Genomic DNA, 16257 nt, shown 5'->3' with positions numbered 1-16257 from the left:
ATGATGCGCCTCGAACATTGGGGAGTAGTCGTCCCGCGGTCCTGCCGCGGGAACCTGTATCAACATAATTGGCCCGCAGGCCATGGTGCAGGTGGTTGCAAAAACTTGACGAGACCATTGATCCAGGGCGGCCGCATGGGCCGGAGTCGCCCGTGGATCATTGGTTAATTCGTCCGGCCCACGTACCTCTCGCAATCTCATGGAAGCATTCCTCATCTCCACCGGCATCGTCGGTCTCGCTGAAATCGGCGACAAAACCCAACTCCTGGCCTTTTTGCTGGCCGCCAAATTCCGCAAGCCTTTGCCCATCGTGCTGGCCATTTTTGTCGCCACCATCGCCAACCATGCGTTTGCCGCCGCCGTCGGCGCCTGGATCACCAGCATGCTGGGGCCGGACGTGCTGCGCTGGGTGCTGGGCGTCTCCTTCCTGGCCATGGCCGCCTGGACCCTGATCCCCGACAAGCTCGATGAAGACGAGACCCGGCTGGCCAAATACGGCGTCTTCCTCACCACCCTGATCGCCTTCTTCATGGCGGAAATGGGCGACAAGACGCAGGTGGCCACCGTGGCGCTGGCGGCACGCTACCACGACATTTATTCGGTCGTGCTGGGCACCACCTTCGGCATGATGCTGGCCAACGTGCCGGCCGTGTACCTGGGCGACAAGATCGCCAACCGCGTCTCGCTGCGCCTCGTGCACGGCATCGCGGCGCTGGTGTTTGCCGTGCTGGGCGTGGCGACCCTGCTGGGCGCGGGCGCGGCCCTGGGATTCTGACAAGGCATTAAAAAATTTCTTATTTACAATGTTCATGTTGATATTTACAATGCCGTCGACATGAACACCGGCGCGCCGGCCCCGCAAGGCCAGCGCGCTTTTTTAAGGGATGTATGCAGTTCAAAGAAAAAATGGCGGCGCTGTGCCTGGCCGTGTGCGCCAGCCAGCTCCCCGCCGCCACGGCGGCACCGGCAAGGCGTCAGGTGCCGCCAGCCGTGCTGCAAGCGGCGCCCGAAGTGCGCACGCGCGACCTGCTGCTGTTCGGTGCGGGCCTGATCCTGCTGGCGGGCCGCCGCCGCCCCGAACACGACGCGTGGCAAGACCCGGCGACAGACTTACACCAGCAGTAACACCGCATGCTCGCGGCCATCGTCGCGCAGGGCGATGCTGTCGCCAGCCTGCGCCACGCCATCGAGCGACAGGCCCGCTGCGCGTCCCTGTGCCTGCTCCACCGTGATGGCATAGCTGCTGGCGCCGAAGCGGTAATGCAGCTTGAAGGTGCGCCATTCGGCCGGCATGTTCGGCGCCACGCGCAGCACGTTCGCCTCGCGCGTGAGACCCAGCAGCGATTCGACGATCAGCCGGTACAGCCAGCCCGACGACCCCGTGTACCAGCTCCAGCCGCCGCGGCCCACGTGCGGCGCCACGGCATACACGTCGGCCGTCACCACGTACGGCTCGACCTTGTAGCGCTCCACCGCCTGCGCATCGGCACCATGACGCACGGGGTTGATCATGCGCAGCAGCTCCCACGCCTTGTCGCTCTCGCCCATGCGCGCAAACGCCATCGCCGTCCAGATGGCCGCATGCGTGTACTGGCCGCCATTCTCGCGCACGCCCGGCACGTAGCCGCGGATGTAGCCGGGATTCAGGCTGGACTTGTCGAACGGCGGATCGAGCAGCTGGATCACGCCCGAGTCACGCCGCACCAGGCGCGCATCGACCTGGCGCATGGCGCCCGCCACCCGCTCCTTGTTGGCGGCGCCCGACAGCACGCCCCAGCTTTGCGAAATCGAATCGATCTGGCATTCCTCGTTCGTGTGTGATCCCAATGGCGTGCCGTCGTCGAAATATGCGCGCCGGTACCACTCGCCGTCCCACGCATGCTCCTCGACATTGGCCGCCAGTTTCGCCGCTGCGTCGCGGCAGAACTGGGCGAACGCCGCGTCGCCGCGCAGCACGGCCACTTCGGCAAAGCGCTGCAGCACTTCATACAGGAAGAAGGCCAGCCACACGCTCTCGCCCTTGCCATGCTCGCCCACCTTGTCCATGCCGTCGTTCCAGTCGCAGGACCCCATCAGCGGCAAGCCATGCACGCCCAGGCGCAAGCCATGGCGGATGGCGCGCACGCAGTGTTCGTACAGGTCGGCCGATTCGCCCGAACGCACCGGCAAGTCATAGTAGGAATCCTCTTCCGGCTTGACGGCGCGCCCCTCGATGAAGGGCGCCACTTCCGACAGCACATTGACGTCGCCCGTGGCGATCACGTAGCGGCAGGCGGCCAGCGGCAGCCACAAGTAGTCGTCGGAGCAATGCGTGCGCACGCCCCGGTCCGACGGCGGATGCCACCAGTGCTGCACGTCGCCTTCAACAAACTGGTGCGCCGCGCACAGCAGCAAATGGCCGCGCAGCAGCTGCGGCGCCGTGTGGATCATGGCCATCGCGTCCTGCAGCTGGTCGCGGAAACCGTAGGCGCCGCCCGACTGGTAATAGCCGCTGCGCGCCCACAGGCGGCAGGCGATGGTCTGGTACATCAGCCAGCCGTTGGCGATCACGTCCAGCGACGGATCGGGCGTCTCGATGCGCACGGCGCCCAGGGTAGTCTCCCAGTGCGCGCGCACTTTTTCCAGGGTGGCGCGCGCCGCTTCCTTGCCCGCATGGCGCTGCACCATGGTACTGGCGTCGGCATTGCGGCGCCCGCCCACGCCGAGGATGAAGACGATGTCGCGCTCCTGCCCCGGCTGCAGTTCGAATGGCACCTGGATCGCCGCGCACGGATCCAGTCCCGTGCCCGCCTTGCCGGACAATCGCACCCGGCGCAAGGCGGCCGGCTGCGCCAGGCTGCCATTGCGGCCGATGAATTCATTGCGGTCGCAAGTGATGGAACGGATGCTGGCATCCGTATTGAAAAAGCCGACGCGCCCCGAAAACTCCGTGTTGTAGTTATTGCGCGCAAACAGCGCGCCGCTGATCGTGTCGACCTCGGTGGCCACGTGCATGCCGGACTTGGCGCGCAGGTCGGCCATCACCCATTCCACATAGCCCGTGACGGACAGGCGGCGCGGCACGCCGCTGTCATTGCGCACCTTGATCACCGAGTATTTGACGGCCGCATCGAGCGCCACATAGGTGCACAATTCGGTGGCGATGCCCCCTTCGCTGTGCTCGAACACGCTGTAGCCGAAGCCGTGGCGCGTGACGTAGTCGCCGCTGCCACGCGCCGGCAAGGACGAGGGCGACCAGAACTGGCCGCTCTGTTCGTCGCGCACATAGAACGCTTCGCCGGACAAGTCGGAGACCGGGTCGTTCTGCCACGGCGTGAGGCGGAATTCATGCGCATTCTCGCTCCACGTATACGCTTGCCCGCCTTCGGACACCACGCTGCCGAATTGCGCATTGGCCAGCACGTTCGACCAGGGCGCCGGCGTCTGTTTTCCTGCGCTCGTGGTGATCACGTATTCGCGTCCGTCGGGCGTGAAGCCGCCCAGGCCATTTTCCAGGATCAGCTCGCGCTGTGGCGCCCGGTGCGGCACGCCGCCATGTTCGCGCGCCGGGTCCTGCAGCAGCGGCGGCATGCGCAGCACGGGGCTCGGCGGGCGCTTGACCTGCTCGGCCAGGGTGCCGCGCAAGTCGCTGATGATGGCGCGCGCCACCGATTGCAGCAGGATGCGGTCTTCGTTGGCGATCTGCTCGGCCAGGCGCACGAAGATGCCGCCCGGACGGTCGATCGCCTGCGCGTCGATGCCCGAGGCGATCAGGCCCATGATCTGGTCGTGCAGCAGCTGGCGGTAGCCCGACTGTTCCTCGTACCAGATCACCAGGTCCACCACCAGGCCTTTCAGGCGCCAGTAGGCATGCGCCTGCACCATCTGGCGCGCCAGTTCGATGTTGGACGCGTCGCGGATCTGCAGCAGCACGATGGGCAGGTCGCCCGAGATGGCATAGGCCCACAGGCCGGACTGGCCCCGCTGGTTCTTGATCAGGATGCTGGCTTCGGCGCGCAGGGCCGCATTCGGGTAGATCACGGCATTGGCCAGGCGCGCATACAGCTGCGCATCGGCCTCGCTGGCGTTGAGCTGGCGCAGCACCACCTGGCTGTGCGTCCAGGCCAGTTCGAAGACGCGGTCGGCCAGGTGGCGGTCCTGGTATTTGTCGATCAGGTGCAGGGCGGCGTCGCGCTGTTCCGCCATGCCGGTGACGCTGTCGACCGTGACGGCCTGGTCGGGTTCCAAGGTGATGACGTAGCGGATCGCCACGATGGGGTCGAGTACGGAACCGTGGCCGCCGCCCAGCGGGCCGCTGTCCTGCAGCGCCTGCGGCAGCTGCGCCGTGTTGCCACGGCCGATGAAGCGCGCGCGGTCCGTCTCGAACGACACCTCGTAGCGTTCCACGTCATGCACCGTCATCACGTGCAGCAGCCACGGCATCTGCTCGTCCTTCGAGCGGGGCCGGCGCGTACATAAAATCGCATTTTCCTGCGCCAGGATTTCCGTCTGCACGAACAGCTTGCTGAAAGCGGGATGGGCCGCGTCGGCCGCCGCCGGCGCCATCACCACTTCGGCAAAGCTGGTGATCTCGATGCGCCGCTGGCGGTTCGAATTATTGCTGATGCGCGTGCGGCGAATCTCGATGTCGTCCTCGGGCGAGACGACGATTTCCGTGTACAGATCCAGGCCATGGTCGGCGCGGCGGAACTCGGCGCGTCCCTCGGAAAAGATCACTTCATATTTCTTCGGTTCGGCCAGGGTCGGCTGGTAGGTGGTGGACCAGACGGCACCGTCGTCGAGGTCGCGCAGGTAGCAGAAATTGCCCCAGTTGTCGCGCGTACTGTCCTCGCGCCAACGCGTCACGGACAAGTCTTTCCAGCGGCTGTAGCTGCCGCCCGCATTGCTCACCATGACGTGGTAACGGCCGTTCGACAGCAGCTGCGTTTCCGGCACGGCGCTGTTGGCCTGCGTGAGGATGCGCATCGGCATGGCCTGCTCCGGCGCGCCGCTGCGCAGCACTGCCAGTTCGGCCGTGTTCGAGTAAAACGCGCCCGCCTGCGGCGTGCGTTCCTGCAGCACCAGCAAGGCCGACTGCAACAGCGGATCGGACTCGAAACGGCGCTGCATCGGGCGGTCGTGCAACAGGTAGCTGAGGGCCAGGAAACCCATGCCCTGGTGGTGCACCATGAAGGAGCGGATGACGGCGCTGGTCTGGCCGCGCGGCAGGCGCGCGGTGGTGAAATCGACGGCCTCGAAGAAGCCGTAGCGGCCCATGTAGCCGGCCGCCTGCATGCGCTGCAGGTTCTGGCACGACGCTTCCGGCTGCACCATCAGGCCCATCATGCTGGCGTACGGCGCCACCACCAGGTCGTCGGCCAGGCCCCGTTTCAAGCCCAGCCCCGGCACGCCGAAGGCGCGGTACTGATAGTTCAAGCTGGCGTCGACAGTGTTGTAGCCGGATTCGGAAATCCCCCACGGCACGTCGCGCTGGCGGCCGTAATCGATCTGCGCCTCGATGACGGAGTGATACGTCTGGTCAAGCAGGGTATTCGGATAGTTCGGCATCACCAGCAGCGGCATCAGGTACTCGAACATCGAGCCGCTCCACGACAGCAGCACGGGCTGGCCCGCCACCATGCACAGCTGGCGGCCCAGGGCGAACCAGTGCTCCTGCGGCAGCTGGCCCTGGGCGATGGCGATGAAGCTGGCCAGGCGCACTTCGGAAGCGAGCAAATCGTAGTAGCTGGGGTCGAGGCGCCGTTCGCTGACGTTGTAGCCGATGGCCAGCAGCTTGGTCGACGGGTTGTACAGGAACGCATACTCGATCTGCGCAAAATCGCGCGCCTGGCCCGCCGCATGGGCGATATCGCGCATGTGGCGGCCCGCCTGTTCGCGGCCTTGCGCCAGCAGCGCCGCCAGCTCGGCCGGCGTGCCGTCGGTGATTTCCAGATTGGCCAGCGCGCGCAGCGTCGGCACCTGCAGCCACGCCGCATCGATGCCCACCTGCGCCGCCCATGGCGCCAGTTGCAGCAATTCCGCCAGCGCCGCGCGGCACTGGCGCGCCAGGGCGCCCGTCCACATCGACAGCTCGCCATCCTCGCTTTGCAAGGTCAGCGACAGCAGCGCATCGGCGGCGCCATTCACGCCGTTCAGATAGGCATGCCATTCGGCCAGGGTGGCGGGCGTTGCCGCCGCCTGCAGCAGGGCCATGCTTTCGCGCATGGCCTTGCCTTCGCCTTCGGCGGCGATGAATTCCTGCAGGACCTGCGCCGTCGTGCGGATGCCCTGCACCACCTGCATGCCGATGATGGGCGCGTCATACAATTCCACCAGGCCCGGCTGCAAGGTCAGCAAATGGCCCGCCAGGTTGCCGCTGTCGACCGTCGAAATGTACATCGGCTGCAGCGCCTTGAGGGTCTGCGTGTCGTACCAGTTGTAGAAGTGGCCCTGGAAGCGTTCCAGCTCGCCCATGGTGTGCAGGGTGGCGCGGCTGCGCTCGATCAGCTGGCCCATGGTGATATAACCGAAATCATAGGCCGTCACGTTGGCCAGCAAGGCCAGGCCGATATTCGTCGGCGAGGTGCGGTGCGCCACCACCAGGTTCGGATGCTCCTGCATGTTATCGGGCGGCAGCCAGTGGTCATCGGGGCCGACGAAGGTATCGAAATACGCCCAGGTCTTGCGCGCCACGCCGTGCAGGAAACGTCCCTGCTCGGCCGACAGGCGCGCCACGGCCCGCTCGATCGGACGGCTGATCCACCAGGCGATGGCGGGAGCGGCTAGCCACAGCAGCAGCACCACGGCGGCGGCGGGCAAGGCTTCGGGGCGCCAGGCCAGCAAGGCGCCGAAGGTGGCCAGCGCCAGCGCGGGCGAGCACCACATGGCGCGCCAGCTATCGGCCTGCGAGCCGGAAGACGTGTGCAGATTGGAGGCGCGCCAGTCGAGCAGATGCTTGTGCGACACGCCCAGGCGCCACAGGGTGCGCACGATGGCGTCCAGGCTGATCCAGGCTTCATACGGCAGGAAGACGAGGGTCAGCATGGCATGCGAGAACTGCACGCCGCAGCGCCGCTCGAACGCGGCCAGGTGCTGGCGCCACAGGGTGTCGCGCGGCTTGCGCAGCAGGTCGTACAGGGCCGAGAACACGGGCGGCAGGAAGATGATGGCCAGCACCGCTGCGCTCCAGAAGGCCACGTGCGGCAGGAAGCCCCACACCAGCAGCAGCGACAAGGTGGTGGCGGGCGCCACGACGCTGCGGCGCAGATTGTCGAACAGCTTCCAGCGCGACAGCATCGACAGGGGATTGCGTTCGCGCTTGCCGGCGCGGCCCGGCACCCTGCCCAGCAGCCAGCCGACCAGCTGCCAGTCGCCGCGTATCCAGCGCTGGCGGCGGCTCACGTCGGCGTCGTAGCGGGCCGGGTATTCCTCGTACAGTTCCGAGTCGCTGAGCAGCCCGGCGCGCAGGTAGCAGCCTTCCAGCAGGTCGTGGCTGAGGATTTTATTGTCTGGCAGGCGCTGGCCCAGCACGCGCTCGAACATGTCGAGGTCATAGATGCCCTTGCCAATGAAGGAGCCCTCATAAAACACGTCCTGGTACAGGTCTGAGACGGTGCGCGTGTACGGGTCGATGCCGGGTTCGCCGCCGCACAGCAGCTCGTAGCGCGAGGCGTTCGCGCTGGGCAGCGCGACGGCCACGCGCGGCTGCAGGATGCCGTAGCCGGCCACCACGCGCGTGCCGGCCGCGTCCAGCACGGGGCGGTTCAGCGGGTGCATCATGGTGGCGATGAATTCGCGCGCCGCGTCGCGCGGCAGCAGCGTATCGGTGTCGAGCGTGATCACGTACTTGATGGTGCGCAGGCCGCGCAACTCGCCTTCCACGAGCGAGAATTTGTCGCGCGCGCCGCCGCGCAGGAAGGCATTCAGGTCGGACAATTTGCCCCGCTTGCGCTCTTGCCCCATCCACGCATTCTGCTGCGAATTCCACAGGCGCGGCCGGTGCAGCAGCAGGAACGGTCCCACATGGCCCAGCTCTTCGCGTTCGGCCGGGTCGCCGTTTTCCTTGAACTCGACGCCTTCCACGCGGTATTTGTCATTCAGGCCGCGGATGGTTTCCTGCGCCTGGCGCAGCAAGCCATCATCGCCGGGCAGGGTTTGCGCTTCCGCGTCGACAAAGTCCGTCAGCAGGCAGAAACGCAGGTTCGGATCGCGGTTGGCGAGATAACGCACCTCCAGCGCCTCGCACAGGGCTGCCACGTTGTCCCGGCTGTAGATCAGGGTCGGCACCACCACGATGCCGCGCGCGTCCGATGGAATGCCGCCCTGGTAATCCAAGCGCGGCAGCGGGTGCGGCGACGTCATCAGGGTGGCCAGCCAGTTCACCACGGCGACGGACAGCTGGCTGCTGCCCAGCAGCGCCAGCACGCCCAGCGCCACCAAGGGCCAGCCCTGCACGCCATGGCGCACGGCGCGTTCGAGCAGCAGCGCGCTGGCGGCCAGCGTGAGGAACGCTATCGCGCCCAGGTAGACGGCCAGCGGCGCGGCGCGCGCCGTCTGCTGCAGCGCCTCGACGAAGGGCAGCCTGGCGCCGGCCTGCTTTTCCAGCACCAGCACGCCCCGCCCGACCAGGTAAAAGCCGATGTGGCCGCGGCGCGCATCGTTGCCGTTGCCATGCGTGTGCGCCAGCTGCACCACCATCTCGGCCACTTCCACTTCGCTGCGCGCGCTGCGCTTGGCGATGCGCTCGATGGCGTGGCGGTAGCTGTCGCGCGTGGCGAAATCCATCAAGCCATACGTGCCGGCCGGGTCGAGGCGCAAGGTTTGCTCGACCACGCTCATGGTCTCGACGAATTCCTGCCAGTCCATGGTGCCGAGAAAGCGCAGGCTGCCGATGCTGTTGGCGATCGACACCTGGTCGGCCGCCTGCTGCCCGATCTCGGACTGGATCTGCTGTTCGATGGTGAGGCCCGATTCGGCCAGTTTGTGCGTCAGCCACGACAGGGCCAGGGTGAGCGACGGGCTTTGCCCCTGCAGGCGGCGCGACAGTTCCGCCACGAAGGCGCTGGTGACCGGCGGATTCGAGCGCGCCATGTCGGCCACCAGCAGGATCAAGCCGCTGGGATTGCGCTCGGCGATGTCCGTCATCTGGTCGGCCCAGGTATTGGCCAGGTCGCGCTGCATGCGGTCGTCCGCCACGCGCACGGCCACGCGGCGCAGGTTCTCGATCAGGGCCAGGCGCAGCATGATGGGCACGGCCCACAGCTCGCCCAGGGTCAAGGTCGCCACGTCCTGGTAGGCCTCGACGAAGTGGCACAGGTTTTCCAGGTCGACCCGGCCATCGCCGTGCGAGATGATTTCCAGCGCGATTTTATACACGCGCGGGCAGCCTGCGTCCGTGCCGGAGGTCAGGCGCGGCAATTCCTTGCTGTAGTTCTTCGGCAGGTGGCGCCGCGTGGTGCGGATCTGCTCCTCGATCAGGTAAAAATTATCCAGCAGCCATTCCGAGGCGGGTGTGACCTGCCGCCCGCTTTTCACGGTGGCCGTCAGTTCATTGACGGTGGCCGTGATCAGGGCGGCGTTGTCGGCCAGGCGCGCCAACAGGCGGTCGCGGCCATGATGCCGTCCCACCGCATGGCCGGCCGCCACGTGCTTGCCGTGGGCGGCCATCTGCATGGCGCTGAACAATTCCGAGCGCAAGGGCAAGGCATCGTCGCGCGCGGCGTCGAACGTATCGGGGGCAAGGGAATGGTCGCGGAAGATTTCCTTGACCTTGGAGATCTGTTCCTTGATCTGTTGCGTGACGACTGCTGTGTACTCTTTCAACTTGGGCCTCGCTAGGTGCACGCAGGCAGCCAGCGGCCACCGTCACGCGGGCCCAGTCAGCAAGAACACGATCGGACGAAGACGGAAAGCGAAGCGCCGGAGCGTTGCGACGAATCTCAGGATATGGGGAGATTTTCTGAACTTCATCGTAGGGGCGCGGTGCGCGCAAGACCGTGCGCTAGCGTACATACCCGGCGTTTTAGGAGCGTGTCGGCGAAGAAATCAGCGGGGTGGGCGGAAGAAAAATGCCAACAGGAAATGTATAGGAGAAAACAGCCACAGGCACCGCGCCAAGCGTGGCACGGTGCAAAATTTCAATCAGGAAACTTCAAGCGATCTCAGGCGGCGATGGCCAGCGGATGGTGCGTGGCTTCCGCCATCGCCATGCCGCCGTTCAGCTGCCAGGCGGCCACGTGGCCCAGGCGGCGCAGACAGGCGGCGGCGCGCGCGCTGCGGTTGCCGCTGCGGCAAAAGAAGACCAGCGGACGCTGCGGCTGCTGCAGCCAGGCGCCGACCTGCGCTGCCAGGCGGCTCAACGGCACGCTGCGTACCTCACAGCCTTCGAACACGCTGCCGGTGCAAGCGGCGTGCTCGTACGCCTCGCGCACGTCGACGAGGATGGCGTCGGGATGCTGGCGCAGGAAGGCCGGCAAGCCGGCCGCATCGAGCTGCAATTCGGCGGCGGGCGCCACGCCACCCTGCACGGCGCGCACGGTGTCGCAGATGCGGTTGTCGTCCACTGCCGCGCACAGCACCGTATCCGGCGTCACCAGGCCCGCATCCTGCAAGGAAGCGATGGCCTGCGGCGCCAGGGTGCCCGTGAAGGCGAAACGCCGGTCCAGCAGATACACGCGGGCCTCGCCGCCATCGACGCGGCGCAGGCGCTGCTGGCCCAGGGCCAGCTCGCCATCGGCAGCGAGATCGGCCACCTGCTCGATGGCCAGTTCCTGCAGCAGCGCCAGGCGCGCCGCGCCGTTGTCCGCGGGCGGCGCCGTGTGCACGATGGCGCGCACGGCCAGGTGCTGGCAACGGATGAAGGCGGCCAGGCGCGGCACCAGCGCGGCGGCCGGATCGATGACGACGCAACTGGCGCTGGCCGCGTCGCTGAGCAGCCAGGTATTCTGGCCGTCGACGCTCAGCTGGATTATGCCGTCCTGCGCGCCGTCCTGCGGCGACGGCGCCAGCGCCGATGGCAGCAAACAGCTGCTGCGCAGCGCTTCGCCGCAGCGCTCGATGCGCGCGCAGGCAGCGGCGATGGTCGCCGCATCGATCAGGGGGCCGAACGACAGGCGGATGGCGGAGCTGGCGCGCCATGCCGGCACGTGCATGGCTTCCAGCACGTAGCTGGGCAGGGCCTTGGCCGCGGAGCAGGCGCTGCCCGAGCTGACGCGCACGCGCGCCGCGTCGAACAGGTCGAGCAGCTCTTTCGAGGACAGGCCGGGCACGGAAAAGTTGAGCGTGGTGGGCAGGGACAAGTCGAACGGCATGTTGAACACGATGCCGGGAAACGCGCGTTCCAGGCTGGCCACCAGCTGCGCGCGGAAATCGCCCAGTTCCGCGTGGCTGCGGAACGTCGCGCCATCTTCCAGCGCGGCCAGCACGGCGCCCAGGGCGGCGATGCCGGCCATGTTTTCCGTGCCCGAGCGCAGGCCCGCCTCCTGGCCGCCGCCCGTCATCAGCGGCGTGAATGGCGCGCCGGCGCGCACGTACAGCATGCCGATGCCCTTGGGCGCGTACAGTTTGTGGCCGGAAAATGGCGCGTAATCGATGCGCGTGGCGGCCAGATGCAGTGTCAGCTTGCCCAGCGCCTGCACGCAGTCGACCATCCAGTAGGCGTCCGCGCCCCGCTCCCGCAGCAGCTGCGCGATGGCGGACAAATCGCTGATGACGCCCGTTTCATTGTTCGCCGCCATCGTGCACAGCATGGCCGCGTCGCCGATCAGCGCGCCCAGGGCCTGCAGGTCGTGGCGCCCCTGCGCATCGACGGGCAGCTTGCGCACGTCCAGGTTCAGGCCCAGCAGGCGGTTCCAGTGCGCCAGGCTTTCCGGCACGGCCTTGTGCTCGGTGGCGCCATACAGCAGCAGGCTGCCGATGCGCTGGCCCGCGTCGCGCCGTTCGCGCAGCGCGCACAGGGCCGACAGGACGGCCGTCTGGATGCCCTCGGTGGCGCCGCTGTTGAACATCAGGCGTCCCTCGCCCGTGCCCAGCAGGCGGCGTGCCCGCTGGCGCACGCCATCCATCATGGCCTTGGCCTGCAATCCCGTCGCGTGGGTGCTGCTGGGGTTGCCAAAGCCCTGTTCCATCGCCTGCCGGGCGGCGGCAACGGCGGCGGGCAGCACGCAGGTGGTGGCATTGCTGTCGAGGTAGATTTCTTTCATGATGGCAGTCTGGGCATTCTATAAAAAGGGGCAGCGCTGGCGGCTGGAACATATGCACAGTCTACTGGCATGCGCCCGTGAAGATATGCCAAAAAATGCTGCAAAGCAGGTACCATGTAGCATATTCATGCTACAAAACAGGAAATGACAAAATGAACTCTTCCAACGTCGCGCTCGACAAATTCGACTGCGCCATCCTGGCCGCGCTGCAGCAGGATGGCACCCTGTCGATCGCCGCCCTCAGCGAGAAAATAGGCTTGTCCAGCACGCCGTGCTGGAAACGCGTGAAACGGCTGGAGGAAGAGGGGTATATCGAAAGCCGCGTGGCCATCGTCAACCGGCAAAAGGTAGGCTTGCCCGTGACCGTGTTCGTCAGCGTGCGCACGGGCCAGCACGATGAAAAATGGCTGCGCCGCTTTGCCGCCGCCGTCATCGTCCTGCCGGAAGTGCAGGAATTTCACCGCATGAGCGGCGACATCGACTATCTGCTGAAAGTCGTCACCACCGACATCAAGGGCTATGACACCTTCTATAAAAAACTCATCAAGGCGGTACAGCTGACGGGCGTGTCATCGGCCTTTTCCATGGAGCAAATCAAGTGCAGCACGGAATTGCCGCTGGAATTGATCGCCCATGGATTGCCGACATGACACCTGAGGCAACGATTACAGGGCAGGCGCCTTGACGCTGGCCGCCTGCTTGAAGAAGTCATAGATGCCGCTTTCGCTCATGCGGCGCGCATTCGCCAGTTCGCCGCCCTTGGTGGCGTACAGCACCTGGTTATTCTCGCTCGATACCAGCACGGCGGCAGGGATGCCCTTCTTCAAGGGATTGCCATAGGCGTGCGCCACGTCGAGGTTATGGTCAAAATTCCCCACATCGACCTTGACGACCTTGAATTGCTGCTGCATCAATTCCGCGTTCTTGCCCTCCTTCAAGGCCTTGTCGAGCGCGCGGCAATCCTCGCACCAGTTGGCGCCAAAGATCAGCAGCACGGGCATGCGGGCCGCCTTGGCCTCGGCCAGCGCATGGGCCACGTCGGCCTTGGCATCGGCCGCCGCGTTGTACGGCAAGTGCGGCGTGGCGACGGTGGCTGCGGATGCGGCCAGCGGAGCTGGTGCGGCGGCAACGGCGGCGCCGGCCAGCAGCATACCGGCAAGAATGGTGGAAAGGGCGGAAACGCGCATGCGGAGCTCCTGTGAAAAGATCGTGAGGCCAGCTGAACAGAAGCCAGCAGGCATGACCACGTAGAATATGCCTGCTTGTAAGAAATATCTACAATTTATTTCCCCTGTACTTATACGAAAAACGCATAAGCAAGATCTGTAGCATGCATTGAGCATCCAAGACACCCTGTCCCAGCCCCTGTGGAGCGCTGCGCGGCGCCTTCCCGGACGGCATTCCCGACGCGGCGCATGTCCCCGTGCTGGCCTTGCCATATGAGCATTTTTCCGACCGCCGCCTGAGCGAACTCATGGCATGCGCCACGGGCAAGGAGACGGCGCGGGTGCTCAACGACATCCACGCCCGCGCCGGCAGCATGCCCGGCGCCGCCGCGACCGGGGCCGTCGAGGAACTGCTGGAGCGGCCCGGCTTGCAAGCCGTCTGCGCGGAGGATCGATACCGGGCAGATTGATGCTCGTCGGCAGCGAAACGGCACGCATGGGATAATGGCTGGCTTTACAGAGCAACGCGTCTGGAACGCGCCCTCCCCATCATGACGACTTCTTTCCTGGCACGCTGGCTGCCGCAACCGAACAACGGCAGCCGCCGCGAACAAGCGCGCGCCTGTGCGGGCGCCATCTGCGGCTTGCTGCTCACTGGACTCATCTGCCATTTCCTGCTGGCCCCCGACAGCGCCAGCGTCTACCTGATCGCCCCCATGGGCGCCTCGGCCGTGCTGCTGTTCTGCCTGCCGGCCAGCCCGCTGGCGCAACCGTGGTCCGTGGTAGGCGGCAACGTCGTCTCCGGCCTGGTGGGCGTGGCCTGCGTGAAATGGCTGGGACCCAGCGTGGGCGTGGCCGCGCTGGCCGCCTGCCTGGCCATCGGCGCCATGTTTGCCCTGCGCTGTTTGCATCCGCCGGGCGGCGCCGTGGCGCTCACCACCGTGGTGGGCGGCGCCAGCGTGCATGCGGCCGGTTTCGAGTTCGTCTTCATCACCGTGCTGTTCAATTCGGCCGTGCTGGTCGCCTGCGCCGTGCTGTACAACAACCTGACGGGACGCCGCTATCCGCACACCCAACAATTGGCAGCGCCGCATCCGCACGCCACCACGGATGCCGTGCCCAGCACGCGCCTGGGCTTTACGCCGGACGACCTCGATGCCGTGCTGCGCCAGCATGGCGAAGTGCTCGACATCAGCCGCGACGATCTGCAAGCCATCTTTTTGCAAACGGAAATGCGCGCCTACCAGCGCCGCTTCGGCGTGGTGACGTGCGCCGACATCATGTCGAAGGACGTGCTCAGCGTCGAATTCGGCACGCCGCTCGACGTAGCCTGGCGCACCATGCGCGAGCACGAGGTGGGCGCCCTGCCCGTCGTCAACCGGGCGCGCCGCGTCATCGGCATCATCACGCAAACGGATTTTTTGCGCCATGGCGGCCTGGACGATTACCAGGGCATGCGCCAGCGCCTGCGCAGCCTCCTGCAGCGCAGCGGCCTGTCGCACAGCGACAAGCCGGAAGTGGTGGGGCAACTGATGACGCCCTCGCCGCACACGGCGCGCCTGGGCACGCCCATCATCGACCTGGTGCCCCTGATGGCCGACGCCGGCTACCACCATATTCCCATCCTCGACGACGACGAGCGCCTGGCCGGCATCATCAGCCAGTCCGACCTGATGGCGGCCCTGTACGAAAGCCGCTTTGCCGAGGCGGCCGCATGACGCCATTCCGGGCCCTGCTGCAGGTTCCCGACGGCGACTCCGCCGGCACCGCCGTCAGCGCGCATTTCTTTGGCGCCCAGCTGCTCGTCGATGCGCCCGGCTCCCCCATCGACGTGGCCCAGCTGATCGTCAGCGTGGGCGGCGTCGACGGACCGGAACTGTTCCTGAACTGGCTCGACGGACAAGGCCGGCAAGCGTCGCTCAAGCCACTCTCCGCCGATGACATCGCCATCGTGCTGGCGGAAGCGCCGGCCGTGCTGCAGCCGCAGCTGCAGCGCCTGTGGGGCGGGCGCCAGCGCAACCGGCGGCAAGTGTCGGGCTGGCTGGCCGGCTTGACGGGCGCGGGCGTCGCCGCCGCCGCTTTGTTGTGGTGGCAGGGCGGCAACGCCGTCAGCGCGCTGGCGGGACTCATCCCCCTGTCGACGGAGCAGCAGCTGGGCGAACTGGCCCTGGCCCAAGTGCGGGCGCAGGGCGGCCTCATCGAGACCGGCACGGCACAGCAAACGGTGCGGGATATCGGCCAGAAGCTGACGGCCGGTTCGCGCTACACCTACCGCTGGCTGGTCAAGCAGGACGAGAGCATCAACGCGTTTGCCATGCCTGGCGGCATCATCGTCGTGCACACGGGCTTGCTGCGCCAGGCGCGGGATCCGGGCGAGCTGGCCGGCGTGCTGGCCCATGAAGTGCAGCACGTGGAGCAGCGCCACTCGCTGCGGCAAATGATCAGCAGCCTGGGCTGGGGCGCGCTGGTGGGCGTGACCATCGGCGACATCAGCGCCGTGGCCGCCATGCTGGCGCACCAGGCAGGCACCCTGTATTTCAGCCGCGACATGGAAGAAGAGGCGGACCGCCTGGGCCTGCAGGCGCTGCAGCGCGCGCGCATTCATCCCGATGGCATGCTGACCTTTTTCCAGAAGCTCGGTGGCGAGGACAAGGGGGAAGTGCCCGGCTGGATTTCCTCGCACCCGCAAACGGCGGCGCGCGCGCAGCAGATCCGCGCTCTGATCGCCGCCACGCCCTGCCCTGCCTGTCTGCCATTGTCCAGCGACCACTGGCAAGCCATGCAGGCGGCCCTGCCGTCGGCAAAATAGCAACATTCCCTCCAGACACTGTCCAAACGCACTGGGCAATGGCGTATGCTTACGCCCCGGCTGTTCCTTCGCGAGCGGCCACCCCGACCTCGCTACGCCCCCG

9 protein-coding genes and 1 riboswitch are annotated in these 16257 nt (G+C 66.5%); of the genes, 6 read left to right on the top strand and 3 right to left on the bottom strand.

Features of this window, described 5'->3' with window-relative positions; all coding sequences use genetic code 11:
* The first annotated feature begins 7 nt into the window (after window positions 1–7).
* Window positions 8–178: riboswitch (yybP-ykoY riboswitch) on the top strand.
* A gap of 21 nt (window positions 179–199) precedes the next feature.
* Together ACZ92H_RS28360 and ACZ92H_RS28355 are read left to right on the top strand one after the other, a co-directional pair.
* On the top strand, window positions 200–775 hold the full coding sequence (locus tag ACZ92H_RS28360) for a TMEM165/GDT1 family protein (RefSeq protein ID WP_131379000.1): 576 nt from the start codon (window positions 200–202) through the stop codon (window positions 773–775).
* A 113-nt stretch (window positions 776–888) separates the two neighbouring features.
* The gene (locus ACZ92H_RS28355) at window positions 889–1125 is read left to right on the top strand and encodes a hypothetical protein (protein ID WP_131379001.1); all 237 of its coding nucleotides are present in this window, start codon (window positions 889–891) and stop codon (window positions 1123–1125) included.
* Here the strand turns inward: ACZ92H_RS28355 and ACZ92H_RS28350 are convergent.
* Together ACZ92H_RS28350 and ACZ92H_RS28345 are read right to left on the bottom strand one after the other, a co-directional pair.
* The gene (locus ACZ92H_RS28350; RefSeq protein ID WP_465051857.1) at window positions 1111–9738 is read right to left on the bottom strand and encodes a glycoside hydrolase family 94 protein; all 8628 of its coding nucleotides are present in this window, start codon (window positions 9736–9738) and stop codon (window positions 1111–1113) included. The genes ACZ92H_RS28355 and ACZ92H_RS28350 overlap by 15 nt on opposite strands.
* A gap of 401 nt (window positions 9739–10139) precedes the next feature.
* Window positions 10140–12179, bottom strand: a complete 2040-nt coding sequence (locus ACZ92H_RS28345) for an aminotransferase class V-fold PLP-dependent enzyme (RefSeq protein ID WP_465051847.1) — start codon at window positions 12177–12179, stop codon at window positions 10140–10142.
* Between the two features lie 152 nt (window positions 12180–12331).
* Here ACZ92H_RS28345 and ACZ92H_RS28340 point away from each other — a divergent pair, with 152 nt between their 5' ends.
* The gene (locus tag ACZ92H_RS28340) at window positions 12332–12829 is read left to right on the top strand and encodes an Lrp/AsnC family transcriptional regulator (RefSeq protein ID WP_131379003.1); all 498 of its coding nucleotides are present in this window, start codon (window positions 12332–12334) and stop codon (window positions 12827–12829) included.
* A 15-nt stretch (window positions 12830–12844) separates the two neighbouring features.
* Here ACZ92H_RS28340 and ACZ92H_RS28335 read toward each other — a convergent pair whose 3' ends face one another.
* On the bottom strand, window positions 12845–13366 hold the full coding sequence (locus ACZ92H_RS28335) for a thioredoxin family protein (RefSeq protein ID WP_465051846.1): 522 nt from the start codon (window positions 13364–13366) through the stop codon (window positions 12845–12847).
* A 236-nt stretch (window positions 13367–13602) separates the two neighbouring features.
* Between ACZ92H_RS28335 and ACZ92H_RS28330 the strand changes: the two genes are divergently transcribed.
* From ACZ92H_RS28330 to ACZ92H_RS28320, 3 genes are all read left to right on the top strand, one after another.
* Window positions 13603–13815, top strand: coding sequence for a hypothetical protein (locus ACZ92H_RS28330; protein WP_465051845.1), 213 nt, complete (start codon window positions 13603–13605; stop codon window positions 13813–13815).
* Between the two features lie 81 nt (window positions 13816–13896).
* A complete protein-coding gene (locus ACZ92H_RS28325) occupies window positions 13897–15063 on the top strand; it encodes an HPP family protein (RefSeq protein WP_465051844.1) in 1167 nt (388 codons plus the stop codon).
* Window positions 15060–16154 carry a M48 family metallopeptidase gene (locus ACZ92H_RS28320; RefSeq protein WP_465051843.1) on the top strand — a complete coding sequence of 365 codons (1095 nt, stop codon included), beginning with the start codon at window positions 15060–15062 and terminating at the stop codon, window positions 16152–16154. Before ACZ92H_RS28325 ends, ACZ92H_RS28320 begins: the two co-directional genes overlap by 4 nt.
* Window positions 16155–16257: the final 103 nt, after the last annotated feature.

This window comes from Janthinobacterium foliorum (assembly GCF_978021625.1).
This window is presented reverse-complemented; position numbering and strand designations above follow the sequence as displayed.

Coding starts and splice junctions, on each gene's coding strand:
- ACZ92H_RS28360 (WP_131379000.1), top strand. CDS start 200: ATGGAAGCATTCCTCATCTCCACCGGCATCGTCGGTCTCGCTGAAATC.
- ACZ92H_RS28355 (WP_131379001.1), top strand. CDS start 889: ATGCAGTTCAAAGAAAAAATGGCGGCGCTGTGCCTGGCCGTGTGCGCC.
- ACZ92H_RS28345 (WP_465051847.1), bottom strand. CDS start 12,179: ATGAAAGAAATCTACCTCGACAGCAATGCCACCACCTGCGTGCTGCCC.
- ACZ92H_RS28340 (WP_131379003.1), top strand. CDS start 12,332: ATGAACTCTTCCAACGTCGCGCTCGACAAATTCGACTGCGCCATCCTG.
- ACZ92H_RS28335 (WP_465051846.1), bottom strand. CDS start 13,366: ATGCGCGTTTCCGCCCTTTCCACCATTCTTGCCGGTATGCTGCTGGCC.
- ACZ92H_RS28325 (WP_465051844.1), top strand. CDS start 13,897: ATGACGACTTCTTTCCTGGCACGCTGGCTGCCGCAACCGAACAACGGC.
- ACZ92H_RS28320 (WP_465051843.1), top strand. CDS start 15,060: ATGACGCCATTCCGGGCCCTGCTGCAGGTTCCCGACGGCGACTCCGCC.